General features: G+C 49.0%; 21 protein-coding genes. 9 read left to right on the top strand and 12 right to left on the bottom strand.

Annotated elements, in window-relative coordinates:
* The first annotated feature begins 56 nt into the window (after window positions 1–56).
* Window positions 57–1271 carry a GGDEF domain-containing response regulator gene (locus tag AC6R0R_RS09705; protein WP_500626537.1) on the top strand — a complete coding sequence of 405 codons (1215 nt, stop codon included), beginning with the start codon at window positions 57–59 and terminating at the stop codon, window positions 1269–1271.
* A 31-nt stretch (window positions 1272–1302) separates the two neighbouring features.
* Here the strand turns inward: AC6R0R_RS09705 and nqrM are convergent, their stop codons facing one another.
* The 9 genes from nqrM to bolA all read right to left on the bottom strand — a co-directional run bounded on the left by nqrM (window position 1303) and on the right by bolA (window position 9252).
* Window positions 1303–1536: a (Na+)-NQR maturation NqrM gene (gene nqrM / locus AC6R0R_RS09700; protein ID WP_334554408.1), complete on the bottom strand. Its 234-nt coding sequence runs from the start codon at window positions 1534–1536 to the stop codon at window positions 1303–1305.
* A gap of 21 nt (window positions 1537–1557) precedes the next feature.
* Window positions 1558–2562, bottom strand: a complete 1005-nt coding sequence (locus AC6R0R_RS09695) for an FAD:protein FMN transferase (RefSeq protein ID WP_500626536.1) — start codon at window positions 2560–2562, stop codon at window positions 1558–1560.
* 110 nt (window positions 2563–2672) lie between these two features.
* A complete protein-coding gene (nqrF, locus tag AC6R0R_RS09690) occupies window positions 2673–3896 on the bottom strand; it encodes an NADH:ubiquinone reductase (Na(+)-transporting) subunit F (protein WP_334554404.1) in 1224 nt (407 codons plus the stop codon).
* 33 nt (window positions 3897–3929) lie between these two features.
* On the bottom strand, window positions 3930–4526 hold the full coding sequence (nqrE, locus tag AC6R0R_RS09685) for an NADH:ubiquinone reductase (Na(+)-transporting) subunit E (RefSeq protein ID WP_014232790.1): 597 nt from the start codon (window positions 4524–4526) through the stop codon (window positions 3930–3932).
* A 7-nt stretch (window positions 4527–4533) separates the two neighbouring features.
* The gene (locus AC6R0R_RS09680; RefSeq protein ID WP_334554400.1) at window positions 4534–5166 is read right to left on the bottom strand and encodes an NADH:ubiquinone reductase (Na(+)-transporting) subunit D; all 633 of its coding nucleotides are present in this window, start codon (window positions 5164–5166) and stop codon (window positions 4534–4536) included.
* A complete protein-coding gene (locus tag AC6R0R_RS09675) occupies window positions 5166–5936 on the bottom strand; it encodes a Na(+)-translocating NADH-quinone reductase subunit C (RefSeq protein WP_500626535.1) in 771 nt (256 codons plus the stop codon). The genes AC6R0R_RS09680 and AC6R0R_RS09675 overlap by 1 nt, the downstream gene beginning before the upstream one ends.
* The gene (locus AC6R0R_RS09670) at window positions 5926–7170 is read right to left on the bottom strand and encodes an NADH:ubiquinone reductase (Na(+)-transporting) subunit B (RefSeq protein ID WP_500626534.1); all 1245 of its coding nucleotides are present in this window, start codon (window positions 7168–7170) and stop codon (window positions 5926–5928) included. Before AC6R0R_RS09670 ends, AC6R0R_RS09675 begins: the two co-directional genes overlap by 11 nt.
* 5 nt (window positions 7171–7175) lie before the next feature.
* Window positions 7176–8516 carry a Na(+)-translocating NADH-quinone reductase subunit A gene (locus tag AC6R0R_RS09665; RefSeq protein ID WP_334554394.1) on the bottom strand — a complete coding sequence of 447 codons (1341 nt, stop codon included), beginning with the start codon at window positions 8514–8516 and terminating at the stop codon, window positions 7176–7178.
* A 424-nt stretch (window positions 8517–8940) separates the two neighbouring features.
* Window positions 8941–9252 carry a transcriptional regulator BolA gene (gene bolA, locus AC6R0R_RS09660; RefSeq protein WP_500626533.1) on the bottom strand — a complete coding sequence of 104 codons (312 nt, stop codon included), beginning with the start codon at window positions 9250–9252 and terminating at the stop codon, window positions 8941–8943.
* 149 nt (window positions 9253–9401) lie between these two features.
* Here bolA and AC6R0R_RS09655 point away from each other — a divergent pair, with 149 nt between their 5' ends.
* From AC6R0R_RS09655 to AC6R0R_RS09640, 4 genes are all read left to right on the top strand, one after another.
* Window positions 9402–10532: a methyltransferase gene (locus AC6R0R_RS09655; RefSeq protein WP_500626532.1), complete on the top strand. Its 1131-nt coding sequence runs from the start codon at window positions 9402–9404 to the stop codon at window positions 10530–10532.
* 59 nt (window positions 10533–10591) lie between these two features.
* The gene (locus AC6R0R_RS09650) at window positions 10592–11161 is read left to right on the top strand and encodes a YajG family lipoprotein (protein ID WP_500626531.1); all 570 of its coding nucleotides are present in this window, start codon (window positions 10592–10594) and stop codon (window positions 11159–11161) included.
* A complete protein-coding gene (locus tag AC6R0R_RS09645) occupies window positions 11161–11706 on the top strand; it encodes a peptidylprolyl isomerase (protein ID WP_500626530.1) in 546 nt (181 codons plus the stop codon). Before AC6R0R_RS09650 ends, AC6R0R_RS09645 begins: the two co-directional genes overlap by 1 nt.
* A 95-nt stretch (window positions 11707–11801) precedes the next feature.
* On the top strand, window positions 11802–13157 hold the full coding sequence (locus AC6R0R_RS09640; protein ID WP_500626529.1) for an AmpG family muropeptide MFS transporter: 1356 nt from the start codon (window positions 11802–11804) through the stop codon (window positions 13155–13157).
* Between the two features lie 70 nt (window positions 13158–13227).
* Here the strand turns inward: AC6R0R_RS09640 and AC6R0R_RS09635 are convergent, their stop codons facing one another.
* From AC6R0R_RS09635 to AC6R0R_RS09625, 3 genes are all read right to left on the bottom strand, one after another.
* The gene (locus AC6R0R_RS09635) at window positions 13228–13899 is read right to left on the bottom strand and encodes a ChrR family anti-sigma-E factor (RefSeq protein ID WP_500626528.1); all 672 of its coding nucleotides are present in this window, start codon (window positions 13897–13899) and stop codon (window positions 13228–13230) included.
* The gene (locus AC6R0R_RS09630; RefSeq protein ID WP_334554380.1) at window positions 13896–14480 is read right to left on the bottom strand and encodes an RNA polymerase sigma factor; all 585 of its coding nucleotides are present in this window, start codon (window positions 14478–14480) and stop codon (window positions 13896–13898) included. The genes AC6R0R_RS09635 and AC6R0R_RS09630 overlap by 4 nt, the downstream gene beginning before the upstream one ends.
* A gap of 85 nt (window positions 14481–14565) precedes the next feature.
* Entirely contained in the window at window positions 14566–15132 is a 567-nt protein-coding gene (locus tag AC6R0R_RS09625) for an LON peptidase substrate-binding domain-containing protein (RefSeq protein WP_500626527.1), read from the bottom strand.
* A gap of 356 nt (window positions 15133–15488) precedes the next feature.
* On the opposite strand from AC6R0R_RS09625, the gene AC6R0R_RS09620 reads away from it, so the two are divergent.
* The 4 genes from AC6R0R_RS09620 to csdA all read left to right on the top strand — a co-directional run bounded on the left by AC6R0R_RS09620 (window position 15489) and on the right by csdA (window position 19075).
* The gene (locus tag AC6R0R_RS09620) at window positions 15489–16277 is read left to right on the top strand and encodes a nucleoside-specific channel-forming Tsx family protein (RefSeq protein WP_334554376.1); all 789 of its coding nucleotides are present in this window, start codon (window positions 15489–15491) and stop codon (window positions 16275–16277) included.
* A gap of 107 nt (window positions 16278–16384) precedes the next feature.
* Window positions 16385–17272, top strand: a complete 888-nt coding sequence (panE, locus tag AC6R0R_RS09615; protein ID WP_500626599.1) for a 2-dehydropantoate 2-reductase — start codon at window positions 16385–16387, stop codon at window positions 17270–17272.
* Entirely contained in the window at window positions 17265–17864 is a 600-nt protein-coding gene (locus AC6R0R_RS09610) for a DJ-1 family glyoxalase III (protein WP_500626526.1), read from the top strand. The genes panE and AC6R0R_RS09610 overlap by 8 nt, the downstream gene beginning before the upstream one ends.
* A complete protein-coding gene (gene csdA / locus AC6R0R_RS09605) occupies window positions 17864–19075 on the top strand; it encodes a cysteine desulfurase CsdA (RefSeq protein ID WP_500626525.1) in 1212 nt (403 codons plus the stop codon). Before AC6R0R_RS09610 ends, csdA begins: the two co-directional genes overlap by 1 nt.
* Window positions 19076–19109: the final 34 nt, after the last annotated feature.

Here is a 19109-nt window from a genome sequence, read left to right as displayed (position 1 = left end):
AAGTTAATGAGATGCGGTTATTATTAACAAGTAAAATATAAATTAGGAGCACCACGTTGAATAATAAAGTGTTGGTCGTAGAGGATAGCCGTGCCTATCGCAACTATCTTACTCAACAACTTTCCTCACTCGGCTGTCACGTGATTGGTGTCGAATCGTATGCCCAAGCCAAAGAGACTTTAGAGAAACATCCGTCGTTTCGCTTCGCGGTGTTAGATTACTGTTTGCCAGATGCGCAAGATGGTGAAGTGATTGATCTGGTTCTTTCTCATGAACAGAAAGTCATCGTCCTTACCGCCACTTTTAATGAGCAAGCACGGGAACGATTCATTGCCAAAGGGGTGATGGATTACATCCTCAAAGACAGCATGGCCTCGGTGTCTTATTTGCTGCCACTCGCCAAACGCTTGCTCAACAACGAAAATCATCATGGCTTGGTGGTTGATGATTCCCCCACCGTTCGTCGCCATGTCGCGCAGCTATTGGAACATCAATACATCAAAACCACTCAAGCTGAAAATGGCCAGCAAGCGCTCGAACTGATTGCGCAGAACCCAGACATTACCTTTATCATCACCGATCATGACATGCCGGAAAAAGACGGCGTGATGATGACAAGGGAACTGCGCCAGACTTACACCAAAAATCAGCTCGCGGTACTGGGTTTATCCGGTACGGGAAGCAAAACCTTAACCGCGCAATTTCTTAAAGCTGGGGCGAATGACTTTTTGACTAAGCCCTTCAATCAAGAAGAGTTTTATTGCCGTGTTCACCAGTTGCTTGATATGAAAGAGGCTACGGATGAGCTGTATAAACTCGCCAACCAAGATGCACTAACAGGCTTATGGAATCGCCGTTTTTTGTTTGATCAAGTGTGTGACGGCTGCGAAAAACGCAACATTGCGATGCTCGATATTGATCACTTTAAGCGAGTAAATGACAACTACGGCCACGATGGCGGTGATGCGGCATTGGTTATGGTCGCCAACATCCTAAAGATCTATTTTCCGGAAGATATTGTCGCCCGATTTGGCGGAGAAGAGTTCTGTATTCAATCTTGCCAACCGTATGACGACTTTGTCAAACGGCTGGATAGTATGCGCCGCCGAGTCGAAAAGACGCCGATTCATTACGCTGACGACACCATCAATGTCACCATCAGCATTGGCGTTTCTTGTATTGAGGCAAGCCTTGATGGCCAAATAAAAGTGGCTGACGATCGACTCTACACCGCAAAAGCGAATGGTCGCAATCAAGTCGTCAGCCAATGACCATTAGGGATTAACCGTTAGCGAATAACGGTTAGGCAATACGGTCCTTTTCCCAAGCGGCCAGCTTTTCTGCTCGCGCCGCTTCTCTTGCTTCGCGTTTTTTACGGGCATCACAAGGCTCAGGGCAATTACACACTTTCTCAATGCCCACCGCGCCTAAACCGCCGCAACTGCCCTTCACCACTTTCTTTTGCACTATGTAGCCAATAGACATGGCTGCAATCACTGCAATGAAAACACCGAAGGTGATAATAAATGTACTCATAGTGACATGCTCTCTTGCCGTTTATTGATGTAAGTATGGCTTATAGGTAGACGAAGCGAACTCTTTAAACCCATCGTCTGTTTTGACAATCATGAGTGCCGGGATCTGGTGCGCTTCTGCCACCTTCATTCCCTCTTCTTCACCTAACACCATAAGACCGGTCGCCAGCCCATCTGCGGTCATTGACGAAGGATGTAAAACCGTCACCGACACCACTTTATGGTCTATAGGTTTACCCGTTTCAGGGTTGATGATGTGGGAGTAGCGAACCCCATCACGCTCAAAATAGTTGCGGTAATCACCTGATGTGGCAATCGCCATATCGCCGGGTTCAATAATATCTTGAATCGAACGCTCATCGACCGAAGGTTTTTCAATCGCGATACGCCAGCCGACACCCTCACGATTTACGCCTTTGAGGCGAATCTCACCGCCCACTTCAACCATGTAATTGTCGACACCGATGGCTTGGATGTAATCCGCCAACACATCCACTCCCCAACCTTTGGCGATGGTTGATAAGTCGACGTAAAGATTGGCAATCTCTTTGCGCAGGGTATTGCCCTCAACATGCAGATGCTCAATCCCCACTCTGGCCTGGCGCTCCGCCAGCTCGTCATCGGTGGGTACCACTTCACGGCGCGCTTCAGGCCCGAATCCCCATAAGTTAACCAAAGGCCCAACCGTCACATCCAATGCACCTAGAGTAAGACCGTTGAGGCGAATGGCTTCTTTCACCACCAACGCCGTTTGTGGCGACACGGGAAAAGGCTCCGTACTTTCACTTTGGTTAAAACGGCTGAGCTCAGAGTCCTTACGATAGGTCGACATTTGGTCGTTGACCTCCTCAAGCAGGCGATCAACCTCTTGCTGAATGACTTCAGGTTCAGGCAGCCCTTCGGTATTGAGGTACTTGATGTTGTAAGTCGTCCCCATCGTTGGGCCGCTTAAATGTATTTGCTCAACGGGCTGTTCACACCCTGCCAGTATCAGTAGGGAAGCAAACGCAACAAGCCACTTTTTCACAAAAAACTCCTGGGTTTCGGGTTGGTTTATCCAGTCAGGTATAAACGGGTCGTGTGGAATGCAAAATGGCTGACTCAAAGAGCCAGCCATCGTTTTAGAGGCGCGAACTATTAACCGCCAAAGTCATCGAGTAGGATGTTTTCATCCTCTACACCCAAGTCTTTTAGCATGCCAATAACGGCCGCATTCATCATCGGTGGACCACACATGTAGTACTCACAATCTTCTGGAGCTTCATGATCCTTCAGATAGTTTTCGTACAAGACATTGTGGATAAAGCCTGTGTAGCCATCCCAGTTGTCTTCTGGCATTGGATCGGACAATGCACAGTGCCAAACAAAGTTGTCATTCTCTTCTTGCAGCATATCGAAATCTTCCACATAGAACATTTCGCGTTTAGAACGTGCGCCGTACCAGAAAGACATCTTACGCTTGGAGTTCAAACGCTTAAGCTGATCGAAGATGTGAGAGCGCATTGGCGCCATACCCGCACCACCACCGACGAAGACCATTTCCGCATCGGTATCTTTTGCGAAGAACTCACCGAATGGACCAGAGATCGTACACTTGTCGCCTTCTTTCAAAGACCAGATGTAAGAAGACATGATACCTGGTGGTACCTCAGGATTATTAGGCGGCGGCGTAGCAATACGTACGTTCAGCATAATAATCCCGTGCTCTTCTGGGTAGTTAGCCATTGAGTATGCACGGATCGTCTCTTCGTTGACCTTAGACTCGTAGCGGAATAGGTTAAACTTATCCCAATCCTCACGGTACTCTTCTGGAACATCGAAGTCAGCGTATTTCACGTGGTGAGCGGGTGCTTCAATCTGAATGTAGCCACCTGCACGGAAAGGCACAGACTCGCCATCTGGAATTTGCAGCTTAAGCTCTTTAATGAATGTCGCTTTGTTATCGTTAGAGATAACGGTACATTCCCACTTTTTAACGCCGAAGATCTCTTCTGGTAACTCGATATCCATGTCGGTTTTCATCGCGACCTGACAGGCAAGACGCTCACCTTCACGAGCTTCACCTTTAGTAATATGGTCTAGCTCGGTTGGCAGGATATCACCACCACCGGATTTGATTTTAACGCGACACTGGCCACAAGAGCCACCGCCACCACAGGCAGAAGATACGAACACACCCGCGCCCGCTAGAGCGCCAAGTAGCTTACCACCTGGTTGTGTAACGATCGCCAGATTCGGGTCATCGTTCACAGAAATTGTAATGTCACCTGTTGGTACCAGCTTAGATTTAGCGAAAAGAATCACTAATACTAGCGCCAGTACAATCAGAGTAAACATCACTACACCAAGAATAATGTCCATTGACTATTCCTTAATTGTTGCGGTTTACCCGACTTACAGTTGAACACCAGAGAAAGACATAAAGCCTAACGCCATCAGACCCACAGTAATGAAGGTGATGCCAAGACCACGTAGGCCTGGAGGAACGTCAGAATACTTCATCTTCTCACGGATACCTGCAAGAGCGACGATCGCGAGCATCCAGCCCACACCAGAACCAAAACCGTACACGACAGATTCAGCAAAGTTGTAGTCACGTTGTACCATGAAAGATACACCACCGAAGATCGCACAGTTTACAGTGATCAACGGTAGGAAGATGCCCAATGCGTTGTACAAAGGTGGGAAGAAGCGGTCCAAGACCATTTCTAGGATCTGTACTAACGCTGCAATCACACCAATGAAGGTAATGAAGTTAAGGAAGCTCAAGTCAACGCCTTCGACTAGCGCGTTCTCTCGCAATACTAGGTTGTAGACTAGGTTGTTCACAGGAACCGCAATGGTCAATACCACCACAACCGCCACACCTAGACCGAATGACGTCTTCACTTTCTTGGATACCGCCAGGAAGGTACACATACCCAAGAAGAAAGAGAGCGCCATGTTCTCGATGAAAATCGATTTAACTAACAGACTAATGTAATGTTCCATGACGACCTTACTCCTTCGCTTCGACTTGTTCTGGTTTCAGGATACGAATACCCCAAATTAGGAAGCCGATCAGGAAGAACGCCGAAGGTGCTAGGAGCATCAGGCCGTTTGGCTGGTACCAACCGCCGTTGCTCACCAATGGCAAAACTTCTAGACCAAACAACTTACCGCTACCAAACAGTTCACGGAAGAAGCCAACAGTGATCAGAACGAAACCGTAACCCAAACCGTTACCGATACCGTCAATCAAAGACGGCACAGGCGCAGATTTCATTGCAAATGCTTCTGCGCGGCCCATAACGATACAGTTGGTGATGATCAGACCTACGAAAACCGACAACTGTTTTGAGATGTCGTAGAGGTAGGCTTTCAACACCTGGTCAACCACGATAACCAAAGAGGCGATGATCGCCATCTGGACGATAATACGCACACTGTTAGGGATGTGGTTACGAATCAGAGATACACAGAAGTTCGACAATGCCGTAACAAAGGTTACCGCCAGTGTCATAACAAAAGCTGTCTCAAGTTTGGTCGTTACTGCAAGCGCAGAACAGACACCGAGAACCTGTAGCGCGATCGGGTTGTTGTCCAATACCGGCGCTAAGATGCTCTTTTTCACGTTTTGTGCACTAGACATTAGTTCAGACCTCCGTCACGAACTTTTGCTAGGAACGGACCGAAGCCCATATCACCTAACCAGAAGTCAAAAGTGTGTTGAACACCGTTACTTGTTAGCGTTGCACCTGAAAGGCCGTCAACACCGTGCTCAGAACCCTCTGGTGCACCACCTTTCACGACTTTAATCGCTGGCTTGTGGTTGTCGTCAAACAGTTTCTTGCCGACCCACTGTGCACGCCAAGATGGGTTTTCTACTTCACCACCAAGTCCTGGGGTTTCACCCTGCTCGTAGTAAGTAATCCCTGCCACTGTGTTGCCATCCGTTTCAACCGCGACGAACGCGTACATCATCGACCATAGGCCGTTGCCGTGAACCGGAAGGATAACCTTAGAGACAGAGTCGCCATCTTTCACGAGGTAAACCACGCCCGTGTTCGCGCGACGCAAGATTTTCGCTTTGTCGTCCGCCGCGTCGAGCTTGATGGACTCCGCTGGATCTTTCGCCGCTTTACGCTGATCGAATGTAGCTGCGTTACCTTCAACGAAATCGCCGGTAGTGAAGTCTACAAGACGAGGTTCAATATACTGAGCAAAGAGCTCAGGGACTTTTTGACCCTGAGAATCGATGCCAGACACTTCGATAATCTTGCTCTGCTTGTCGAGAACCGCGTTCGCTTTCTGCTTATCACGCAGACCGACCGCTGCTGTTGAAACGATGATTGAACAAACCAGGCTCAACCCGATAACAACACCCAGCGTCTTTTTAATGCTGTCGTTATTACTTGCCATAGCGTGCTAGTCTCCGCTTGATGTTCTTTTCAACTACTACATGGTCGAACAGAGGTGCAAATAGGTTCGCGAATAGAATCGCCAGCATCATACCTTCTGGGTACGCTGGGTTGACGACACGAATCAGAACACACATCACGCCGATGAGCGCGCCGTACCACCATTTACCTTTGTTGGTAAAGGAAGCCGACACAGGGTCTGTTGCCATAAAGAACATACCGAATGCAAAACCACCTAGAACCAGGTGCCAATGCCATGGCATGTTGAACATAGGGTTGGTATCAGAGCCAATCACGTTAAATAGCGTTGCGGTTGCGATCATACCGATCATCACGCCGGCAATGATGCGCCAAGACGCAATACGCATGTAAACGATCATCGCAGCACCGATCATCAGTGCCAGTGTCGATACTTCACCAATTGAACCTGGAATGTTACCAATAAAGGCATCCATCCAAGTGATCGGCGCGCCAGTCACGGTGTTCATCAAGGCACCATTACCACCTTGAGCCCATTGGCTCAATGCAGTCGCGCCAGAGAAACCGTCAGCCGCTGTCCATACAACGTCACCCGAGATTTGAGCTGGGTAAGCGAAGAATAGAAACGCACGACCCGCCAATGCTGGGTTGAGGAAGTTACGACCTGTGCCACCAAAGATCTCTTTTGCGACAACAACACCAAAGGTAATACCCAAAGCGGCTTGCCACAATGGAAGCGTAGGTGGAACGATGAGAGCAAACAGAATGGAGGTCACGAAAAAACCTTCGTTGACTTCATGCTTGCGCACCATACAGAACAGCACTTCCCAGAAACCACCAACGATAAAGACCGTTGCGTAGATAGGAAGGAAGTAGGTTGCGCCAAGTAGCATTTTACTACCCACGCCCGCTTCTACTCCGATGGTGCCGCCAAGCATTTCTGTTAACCAGTAATGCCAATTACCCGCAACCACAGCCGCAAGTTGATCCCCTGCGTACATATGGTTAAGAGCAGCGATGGCTTGGCCGCCAGCGTTGTACATACCCCAGAACATTGCTGGGAATACCGCAAACCAAACCATGATCATGATACGTTTTAAGTCAACGTTATCACGGACATGTGAGCTTTTCTTTGTCACTAGACCTGGTGTGTAAAACAGCGTTGCCGCCGCTTCATACAAGGCAAACCACTTCTCGTGTTTGCCGCCCGGCTCAAAGTGATGCTCGATGTCTTCAAGAAACTTTTTAAGCGCCATGAAAATTACCCTTCCTTCTCGATCTTGTCTAAGCATTCACGAAGTAGCGCACCGTACTCGTATTTGCCAGGACATACAAAGGTACACAAAGCGAGATCTTCTTCATCCAACTCCAGCGCACCCAGTGCTTGAGCACTGTCGGTATCACCGGCACACAGGTCACGAAGAAGCAGCGTTGGTTCCATATCAAGCGGCATAATGCGCTCGTAGTTACCAATCGGTACCATTGAACGGTCACTACCGTTGGTCGATGTTGTCATATTGAACAACTGACCATTGAATAGATGACCTAGGAAAGAACGAGTGATAGAGAACTTGTTTTTGCCCGGCATCGCCCAGCCAAACAGTTCTTTCTCACGACCTTCGCGCAGGACAGAGACCTGCATGTGGTAACGACCTAAATACGCGTGCGGACCTGTGGCATGAACGCCAGAGAGGACAGAGCCTGAAATCACACGAACTTCACCAGGCATGAGTTCGTTGTCCGTCACGTCGTCTAGAGACGCACCGATCGTGGTACGAATAAGACGAGGGTTGTTAACCACAGGACCCGCTAGTGAAATCACGCGGTCTGTGTAGAGTTCACCCGTCAAGAACAGCTGACCAAACGCGATCACGTCTTGGTAGTTGATGCTCCACGCCACATTTTCCGCATTCACTGGGAACAGGTAATGCATGTGAGTACCGGCGAGACCGGCTGGGTGTGGGCCATCAAACACATGTTCTTCAACGTTCGGTTGAGACGAGCGAGGAAGACTAGTGCCAGATTTACAAACGTAAACCTTGCCGTCAGTGAGGGTTGAGAGAATATCAAGACCAGCAACAAAGGCTTCTTGCTGTTCATTAATAATCAACTCAGGTTGAGCTGCCAATGGATTGGTGTCCATGGCGGTAACAAAAATCGCTTTTGTCGAAGACTCGATTGCTGGAACCTTGCTGAACGGTCGAGTACGTAAAGCTGTCCAAAGACCAGATTCAACCAGTTGAGACTTCACCGCTTGTGGGTCAAGACTGGCTAGTTGAGCTGCTTCGTACTTATCGAATGTCACCTGTTGCTCACCGGATACTTCAATCACAACGGATTGGAGTACACGTTTTGCACCACGGTTCACCTCGATCACTTTACCGCTTGCTGGAGAAGTAAACTTCACACCAGGATTCTTCTTATCTTCAAAAAGAACTTGAGCTTTCTTTACTTCATCGCCTACGCGGACATGCATGGTAGGACGCATGCCGACGTACTCTTCGCCAAGCAAGGCGACTTTCTTGATGGTTTTACCATCATTAATCACCTGGGTAGGAGCACCTGCGATAGGTAGATCCAAACCCTTTTTTATTGTAATCATACGCACTTGCACTACTTTTATCGGGAAAAAGATTCTTTGATTGCGTAACTTTTAGACACGACACTTGTGTCCGGTTCTGGTGATGTTTTAAACACCAAAATCGCAACATCCTCTTAAAAATCACATCGCACAAATGCAACGAGATTTATCAGGTGCGATAGTCTATCATCTTTTGCAAAGACGACGCCATGACCAATACAGGTATTAAAGAAGATATTTCGAACGTTTTGAGTTTAAAAGGCTAAGGAATCGTCATAACTTTGAGCCATCGCACAAAGACCCAAATATCCACAAAGACTTTCTGTCACAATCCGTCATAAGGCGAAATATTTCATTTTAATGCCTGCCGTCCATTCATATGTTTCTTTGCTGTTAACAAGTCGGTTTAATACCCCTACCCTTTAGAGGTATTTACACTGTCACTTTATGCTTTACTACCACCCATGCACATCGGGCTATCTGGCGCACTCTGGTTCTGCGCTTGCCACTCTTGCGGCGTGTATGTGTGGATGGATAAGGCGTGAATATGATTGGCCAATTCATCGGACAAGGCCTGATTCACAAGACGGTGCCTCGCAATTAACCGAGCGCCATCAAAGTGTTCACTCACGACAATGACTTTAAAGTGGCTCTCTGAACCTGCGGGAACATTGTGCATGTAGCTTTCATTCACCACTTGCAGGTGGCTTGGCTGGAAAGCCTCGTGAAGTTTCGATTCTATTGTTTGCTGGAGCATGAATTCACCGTTACGCTAATCTGTTTAAGCGAGTTGGATTATGGGCGTGACCATAATAATGTGCTACTCAGTAAAGAAAAGGTTTTAGTTTTCACTGCCAGTAACATTTGCGACAATTTAGCCATTCCTATGATGAGACCATTGACTGCATGAAAACTGAGCTGACTCTTTTTGAGCGAACACTGTTCCTTTACCGTTACCCTAAGCGTAGCAACGACACCTTACAAGCCTGGGACGCCGGAGATGAGTACCTGATCAATCATGTCGAGCAACTTTCTCTCACAAAAGGGAGCCACATCGTTGTTTTAAACGATCATTTTGGTGCGCTCAGCACGTGGTTCTCTCGTGACTACCGAGTCACCATGATGAGTGACTCGTGGATTGCTCACCAAGCGACACACGCCAACCTTGAGGTAAATCAGTGCCCTAAGGTCACTCTCTGCTCAACGCTCGACCCTATCCCTAAAGATGCAGATCTAGTGTTGATGCAAATCCCGCGTACCAATCGCCACTTAGTGTGGCAGCTCGCTCAGTTAAGAGAGACACTGTCGCCAACCATCCCTGTCATTGCGGTCAACAAAGCAAAAGAGATCCACAGCTCAACACTGAAACTGTTTGAGAAACACTTGGGCGACACGACGACCTCTTTGGCGTGGAAAAAACACCGTCTGGTATTTAGTTTCGCTAATTGTGATACGCCTATCCCCGCAGTGGCGATCACTGAATGGCCCGTTCCTCAACACGGGATGACGCTAAAAAATCACCCTAACGTCTACTCAGGCGAAGGGCTTGATCAGGGAGCGAGCTTTTTTCTTGACCATTTGCCAGACAACCTGGGCCGCGCTCGAGCACTCGATCTTGGCTGTGGCAATGGTGTGCTGTCCGTTAAGTTAGCACAGCTCAATCCAGCGCTGTCACTCACCTGCGTCGATGAAAGTTTCAGCGCCGTGGCGTCGGCGCGAGAAAACTTACGCCCCTATGACACAGGTGAGCGTCAAATAGAGTGTATTGCCAACAACTGCTTGGATGGATTTGATGCTGATAGCTACGATGTGGTGCTTTGCAACCCACCGTTCCACCAGCAACAAACCATTACTGACCACATCGCTTGGCAAATGTTCTGTGATGCAAAGCATGTTCTTCGTGTTGGTGCGCAATTATTAGTTATCGGCAACCGCCACCTCGGCTACGATGGAAAACTGAAAAGAGTGTTTGGTAAACATCAAGTCAAAGTGATCGCATCAAATAAGAAATTTGTTATTTTACAAGCGACTAAATAGTCCTCTATTATCTTTGAACTGAGAGTTAACTTCATACGTGAAGCATTAAGGAAAAGACAATGAAAAAACTGGTATTAGCGGCGTCAATGGCCATCTTGACCGCCTGTGCGTCCCCTCAGCAAGAGCAACTGAACTTTATGCCACAAGCGGTACTCAGTCGCGGTGATTTAGTCCAGGACGCCACCTTTACTATTACCAGTAAAGATGTTCGCTCTGCGCAATATGTCGCCTTGGTCGACAGTGGCCGCTCTAACATCGAACCGATTCATTCTAAACAGAATGTGCGTATCACATTAGAAAATGCCCTGCTGGAGCAGTTCCAATCTCAAGGATTCCGCAGCACCGTCAACAGCGAAAACGCACTGAAGATTGAAGTGCAGGAAGCTTTGGTGTCGGTCAAACACTCGGTAATGGAAAATGAGATGGACGGCAAAGTAGTGCTAGAAATCACCGCCGAAACGCCACGCGGCAAGTTAGTAAAAGCTTACACCGGCACAGCGAAACGCACAGGAGCACTCAGTGCATCCAACCAAGAGATCGAAACCGTTCTTAACGATGTGGTCAACTTGGTGCTAAAAGAAGTCGCGAACGATCGTGAATTGCAAACTTACATGCAGGAGCGTTTCTAATGTGGAAGTGGGCACTGACGTCACTGGCATTGGTGAGCCAACTTGCGTTTGCCGGGCCAAAAGTCTTGGTGGAAACCACGCTGGGTAATTTCACCCTTGAGCTTAACCAAGAGAAGGCGCCGATTACGGTCGCCAACTTCCTCAAGTACGTCGAAGAGGGCAGTTATGCAGGGAGCCAATTTCACCGCGTGATCCCTGGCTTTATGGCGCAGGGCGGCGGCTTTGACACCAATATGAAACAGTTGAGTACCTACGCTCCAATTCAGAACGAAGCCGCAAACGGGCTAAAAAACGACCGTGGCACGATTGCAATGGCGCGTACCAACGACCCAAATTCTGCCACTCGCCAGTTTTTCATCAACTTTAAAGACAATCACTTTTTAGACTATGACCAGCGCCCGCCGGGCTATGCGGTGTTTGGTAAAGTGGTCGATGGCTTTGACGTCGTTGAATCGATGGCGGGCATCAAAACGCACAATGTCGGTCGCTATAGTGACGTGCCGTCGATCCCTATCGTCATCAAAAAAACCACCCTTATTGAATAAACCTCTACCCGCCCCTACACATGTTGGGGCGGTGGCATCTCCGTCGTTAGTGACCTGCCCTCTTATTTCAAACCGCACAGAACAAGGATACGTCTATGTCTGCGACATCATCGCCAATGTCATGGCGCGACACCATCAAAAGCTATCTCGATAAGCGTCTGCTTTGGGTATTTATGCTGGGCTGCTCAAGCGGCTTTCCGTGGGTGTTGATTGGCTCCAACATGTCTGGCTGGCTTAAAGATGCAGGCTTAACCCGAGCCGCCATCGGCTATTTTGGTAGCGTGTTCGCCGTCTACGCGATCAACTTTTTGTGGGCACCACTGGTTGACCGAGTCCGCCTGCCTTATCTCACCGATAAAATTGGCCAACGCCGCAGTTGGATTTTACTCTGTCAGCTTGTTGTGCTCTCTTGCACCCTGTTCATTGCCGGTGTCGATCCTGCAAAAAACTTAGCGTTCACGTCGATGCTCGCGCTGGGTATTGCGATTGCCTCAGCGACACAAGACATTGCTATTGACGCCTTTCGTATCGACACCTTCCCCAAGTCTGAATCCTCTAAACTGCCTCAAGCCTCAGCGATGGCCGTGATCGGATGGTGGACGGGGTATTCTCTACCGGGTTATCTCGCGTTTATCAACGCAGACAGCATGGGGTGGAATGGCGTCTATTACGGCATGGCGATCATCGTCGGCGTACTGATGCTCTTTACCTTGCTGGTCGGCGAGCCCAAGACTGAGCGAAGTTCGCTGCAAGAACAAGCCGAGCAAAGACATTACCAAGTCGTCGATTCAAAAACCGTCGCGTGGTTGAGTGTCACGGTTGTCGAACCCTTCCTCGATTTCTTCAAACGTAACGGTGTGCGCGTCGCGATCACGCTGTTACTGTTTGTCTTCTTGTTCAAGATTGGTGAGGCGTTCCTTGGCCGCATGTCGATCACCTTCTACAAAGAAGTCGGCTTTAGCAATGAGCAAATTGGTTACTACTCGAAATTGATTGGTTGGGGGGCAACCATTGTCTTTACCTTGGTCGGCAGTCTATTTAACGTCAAATTTGGTATCGTTCGCGGGTTGATGATCGGCGGTATTGCGATGGCGGGCAGTAACTTAATGTTTGCCTGGATCGCCAAGGCAGGACCAAGTGAAACCCTCTTCTTAGCCACGATCATCGTGGACAACTTCACCACGGCCTTCTCAACCGTCGCGTTTGTCTCATTTTTGACTGTACTCACCGGCCAAGCCTTCTCCGCCACGCAATATGCGCTGCTGGCTTCACTGGGCAACTTCGGCCGTACGACCCTTGCGTCATTCAGTGGCGAGCTCGCCGATTACTTAAACGATTGGTCACTGTTCTTCATACTGACCGCAGTAATGGTTATCCCAAGCTTATTGATGCTCTATTCTCTGCGTCACTACTTCTCGGATCTACTCGAAAAAGCACGTCAGCAAAAATAGACAAGATGGCAAGAACGACAAAGGCTTGGAATACTCCAAGCCTTTGTCGATTATTAATCTAGGGAAGAGATTAAGGGTACAAGCCACGTCCAAACATATTGAAGACTCGGGCGACGCCTTGGGTGAAGATCATAGGCTCAGTCAGCACCGTTAAACACAAGCAATCTTCACCAACTTGAGTTTGCGGGCTGTGCTTGACCGATGCGTCTTTATAGAGAAAGTCGCCGACTTCATAGTGCCCTTCTTCGTCAGAAAAACCACCATGAAGGACTAACGTCGATTCGAACCCTTTATGGGTGTGCTCGGGCACTTTGACCCCTTCCGCCATGTACATAAGATTGACACGGGCGTTGCCGGAAATCGCGATAGGAGCGCTAAACACCTTGCCACCATAATTGCGCCACTCGCCGATTCGATCATACAGCTTGGATAGTGCAAGCGGTAAGGTCATCGAGCGTCCGTTGACATCAATCGTTTTCGGCTGGCGCAGCAGCTTGATAGGATCTTTGATCTGCTCCGTTTGGGTGATGCTTGCCAGCATCTGCTCAAGACTTTGCACCGGTGTTTGGTTGTCTGGAACCTCTTGCTCAAGCGCAAACCCGCACTCTTGCTCAAAGGATCTCACTTGCTCTTTACAATGTGGGCAACTTTCCAAATGCACGGCAATAGTGAACGCGTTGACATCATCCAATGACCCTTGTGCGTATTGCTGCAACATTTCGATGTGTGGATGGTAACTCATAAGCGATCGGCCTCTATGGAATGTTTCAGTTTTTCAATCGCGAGCCTTAGGCGCGACTTCACGGTACCAAGGGGAATATTCAGCATCTCTGCCACTTGCTGGTGAGGCATCTCTTCCAGATAGACGGCTTTCACAACGGTGCGTTGGGCATCCGGTAAGGTATCTAAATATTTCACCACTTGCTCTTTAAGCATCTCTTGCTCTGGCGAATAGTGCTCAACTAAGTCAGGTGGGCAGTAATCATTGGGCCAAATGTCATCGGAGGACAAATGGGCGTCGCGCCCTTTTTGCTTGCGCAGCATATCAAAGCACAAGTTGCGCGCGATGGTGTAAATCCATGTGGAGAGCGAACTCTTACTGCCATCAAACATGATGCTCTTTTGCCAGACAATGGTCAGTGTTTCCTGTACCACTTCCATGCACACTTGCTCATTGCCCATGTGGCGATAGGTAAATTGCTTTAAACGCGGGGTAAAATGTTGGAACACCAGGGCGAACGCTTGTGTGTCCTTCTGTTTTACCCTATCCATACACTCAGTCCAATCGGCTCGAGTGAACGCCTGAGTATCTTCACTGACCATAACGATTCCTTGGTTTCACCTAATCTTGAGATGCGAACGGATACCTATACGCGCTCACGCGCGTTTCGATCACTCTCATTCTAGATCAAGGCTGAGGAGAGGGAATCATCTGGTTAATAAAGGCAAGTGCCGCCTCACAAGTTTGCTGCTGATTAAGTGAATCAAACCGACTGGGCGTGAGAGGCAGTAACTCCAACCAACGCTGCGATACCCAGCTCGCGTCATCCATAAAGCGCTGCTGGTATAACTCCCCCACTTGCGGGTAGTCGTTATACACCTGAAGCAGATGTTCACCAAGATGAACGTCTGCAGGCGACATCTCTGCCACTTGCCAGTTAGGCAGCGTGCGAATTTTCGCCATGCGCAGCCCATCAAACTCAGTGCGCACCCGCTCGATAGTAAAACGCTGAAGTCCACACACCGTTATACCGAGCAGACCGTCATCTAGCTGATCAAAATCGACGATGCGAACCAGAGAGCCGGTGTGTGACAGTTGAACGGCGTCTGACTGCTTGGCTCTTTCTAGCAAGCAAATTCCGAACGTGCCGTCTCCTTTCATCGCATCAGAGACGAGTCGTTTGTATCTGGGCTCGAATATCCTCAGTTTCATTTTCCCTTCAGGAAGGACAATGGAACTTAAGGGAAATAGCATGATCTCTTGCACTTTGTTTCACCTCTACATCGTTGCCAATGTGTACGCAGCGCTGAAAAAAACCGATCACTAACCAAATCTGTTGATTCATTGACAAGCATAAAATTTCGCATAAACGTTTGCGTAAACGATATCTGTATCAAAAAGTATGCAAAAGTGTGAAAGTTCCTCGATAACTGAGTTTTCTATCTATAAATGTGATAAGCCTCACTAACTTTGTGTGTTTTTGCACTCTGTATCACTACCAATTGAGATTTAAATCGCTATTATGCTCACCAACTGAGCACGTCGGAGAACGTGCTACACAATATATGGACGTCATTTTTACACTTAACGAATACATAGAGAGTCCCACTATGCGTAAATCACTTCTAGCTCTTGGTGTTGTAGCAGCAATGTCTGCGCCTGCGATGGCAGCTGACTATTCAGACGGCGACATCCACAAGAACGACTACAAATGGATGCAGTTTAACCTTATGGCTGCAGTCGATGAACTTCCTGGCGAATCAACTCACGATTACCTAGAGATGGAATTTGGCGGACGTTCAGGAATCTTCGACCTCTATGGTTACGTTGACGTGTTTAACTTGACTTCAGATCCAGGTAGTGACAAAGCTGAAGCAGAAAAGATCTTTATGAAGTTTGCACCACGCATGTCTCTTGATGCATTAACTGGTAAAGATTTGTCATTTGGTCCAGTGCAAGAGCTATACGTAGCAACTCTAATGGAATGGGGTGGTAATTCCGGCGTAAATACTCAGAAAGTTGGCCTTGGCTCAGATGTTGAGCTACCTTGGTTTGGTAAAGTTGGCTTAAACTTCTACGGTACATACGACAGCAACAAAAAAGATTGGAACGGCTACCAAATCTCAACTAACTGGTTCAAACCATTCTACTTCTTCGAAAACGGCTCGTTTATCTCTTACCAAGGCTACATTGACTACCAATTTGGTATGGAAACAGATAAAGGCTACGCGACTGCTAGCAATGGTGGCGCAATGTTCAATGGTATTTACTGGCACTCAGACCAGTTTGCTGTAGGTTATGGCTTAAAAGGCTATAAAGATATCTACGGCATTAAAGATACAGATGGATTTAAGTCAACTGGCTTTGGTCACTACCTCGCTGTCACATACAAATTCTAAGTTAACAGCAATTTCATAGCTAAATGGCGCCAATCGGCGCCATTTTTATTGGCATTCTCGCGGCCAATCCGTATCCTTGCCTCAAATCCTTAACCCTTTGCTTGATGATGAATATCGTGATTCTCGGTCCTGGTGCGATTGGTACCTTGTGGGCCCATGCGCTCTATCGAGCAGGGCACGCTGTCTCGGTCTATTCACGACATGACGTGACGAGCCTATCCCTTTGCCTAGATGGTGAATCTCTAACGTTCGCCAACAACCAACCGGACCGCTTAGCCAACGCCGACCTTTTATTGGTCACACTCAAAGCCCCTCAGGTGTGTGAGGCACTGTTGCCACTCCGAGGCCTCCTTCACCCCGATACCATGATCATGCTGATGCACAATGGCATGGGTAACGCAGAGCAAGTACAGACCTGGCTGCCCAACAATCCTTTACTGCTGGCGACCACCACGCACGGCGCTTTGCGCAGCAACAGCGGATCGATTCATCATACCGGCCAAGGGGAAACCTTTATCGGTGCTGCGAATCTTCGCGCTCAAGCGTGTGGCTTTCTGGCCGAGGTGCTCCACCACGCTTTACCAACAACGGCATGGCACCCAGACATCGAACAAGCGTTGTGGCTAAAACTTGCCATTAACTGCGCCATCAATCCGCTGACGGCTCTAGAACACGTCCGCAATGGCGAGCTGGCCCGAGACGATCTTCAGGCAACCATTGCCGAGATCGTCAGTGAAGTGCATAGCGTCATGCATGCTAAGGGCTACACCATCACTCAAAAAGAACTGTTCGAGAAGATCAATGCCGTGATCGCCAACACCGCTCGTAACTTCTCATCCATGCATCAAGATATTGTGCATAAAAGGCACAGCGAGATAGACTTTATTACTGGATACCTCCTCAAATGGGCGGCGCACTACGGGCTAACCACACCGATGAATCAACGCCTATACCAAGAGATAAAACTGAGAGAACAGAGCTGGAAAGATGACTAAAAAAGTACTGATCCCCATCGCCCCTGGCAGCGAAGAAATGGAAGCGGTCACCATCATCGATATGATGGTACGTGCCGGCTATGATGCCGTGGTGGCCAGCGCCGACTTTGATGGTCATCTGACCATGATTGGCTCACGCGGCATCCCACTCACGGCGCAATGCACACTGGTTGATGTGGCAGACGATGAATTTGACGCCGTCATCCTACCCGGTGGCGTTGGCGGCAGCGAGGTCTTTCGCGACAGCACCGTTTTGGTCGAGATTGTGCGCCAGCAGATGTACGAAGGTAAGTTGGTCGCAGCCATTTGCGCCGCGCCTGCGCTCGTTCTGGTTCATCATGGCTTGTACACCGATGCGCTGATGACCTGTCACCCTAGTTTCTGGCCGATGATTGATGAGCAGAGACGCCGTGTCAAACGCGTCACCTACGACATCAATCACAATCTAATGACCAGTCAGGGACCGGGCACAGCGTTAGAGTTTGCAATGGAAATCATCATTCATCTCACTGGGAAAGCCCATGCCGCCACAGTTGCCGAGCCGATGGTGACGATTCCGACCCTGCAATATCACAAATTGGGTGAAGCGTAATGAGAGAAACCGCTGAGATCATTAGCCAATTTCCAGCGCTCAACCAAGACGTGAATGGGCAGCGTTTGGTCTACCTTGATAGCGCGGCGACGACACAAAAGCCGCAGTGCGTCATCGATACATTGAGCCGTTACTACAGTCAACAAAACGCCAATGTCCATCGTGGCAGTCACCGTTTAACGGCTCAAGCGACCAGTGAATTTGAAGCAGCCAGAGCTCACATCGCTCGGTTTATTGGCGCGCAGAGTCCGGCATCCGTTATCTGGACACGTGGCGCAACCGAAGCGGTCAACCTAATCGCTCAAACCTATGCGCGCAGCACGTTGTCTCCGGGCGATGAGATATTAGTCAGCGAGCTGGAGCATCACGCCAATATCGTGCCGTGGCAAATTGTCGCTGAGCAAACGGGCGCGAAAGTGGTGAAAGTGCCGATGACGCCGCAGTGTCAATTTGATCTTACTGCCTTTGAGTCACTCCTTTCACCGCGCTGCAAAATTGTCGCGTTAGCGCACGTCACCAACGTAACGGGCACGCGTCAACCGATTGAAACCGTGATTGAGAAAGCTCATCAAGTGGGCGCGATAGTGGTGGTCGATGGCGCGCAAGGTATTGTGCACGAGCCGGTTGATGTCGAACGCCTAGACGCTGACTTTTATCTCTTTTCTGGCCACAAGCTGTTTGCGCCCGCAGGGATTGGGGTACTGTATGGTAAACTCGATCTTCTCAATGCCATGCCCCCTTGGCATGGCGGCGGAAAAATGGTCGAAAAAGTCTCCTTCTCCGGGACGACGTTCAGCGATCTGCCGGGGAAATTCGAAGCCGGCACACCCAATGTCGCCGGCGCGCTGGCGCTAAGTCGAGCAGTGGCCTGGCTTGAGACGTTCAATCTCTCCGACGTTGAAAAACATGTGCGCGCCCTCGCTCGTCAAACCTATGAAAGGCTCTCAGCGCTACCTGATGTTAAAGTGCTGGGTTATCAAGACAACGCCTCTGTGGTCTCTTTTATTGTTGAAGGGGTGCATCATCAAGATGTCGCGACCTTACTGGATCAACAGGCCATTGCGGTGCGCGCTGGGAACCACTGCGCACATCCTTTGATGGACGCTTTGAACGTCTCAGGTACGATTCGAGCCTCCTTTGCCCTCTATAACCAGCAGGATGATGTTGATCGATTGATTGAAGCCGTAGAAAAAGCACTCGATATGCTTTAGAGCGGCGCTACGTATAGACAAAAAAGCGCCTTGC

Source organism: Vibrio sp. R12-SW3-ISO1, from assembly GCF_059834005.1.
Note: the sequence above shows the minus strand (reverse complement) of the source record. Positions and strands in the feature narration are given on the sequence as shown.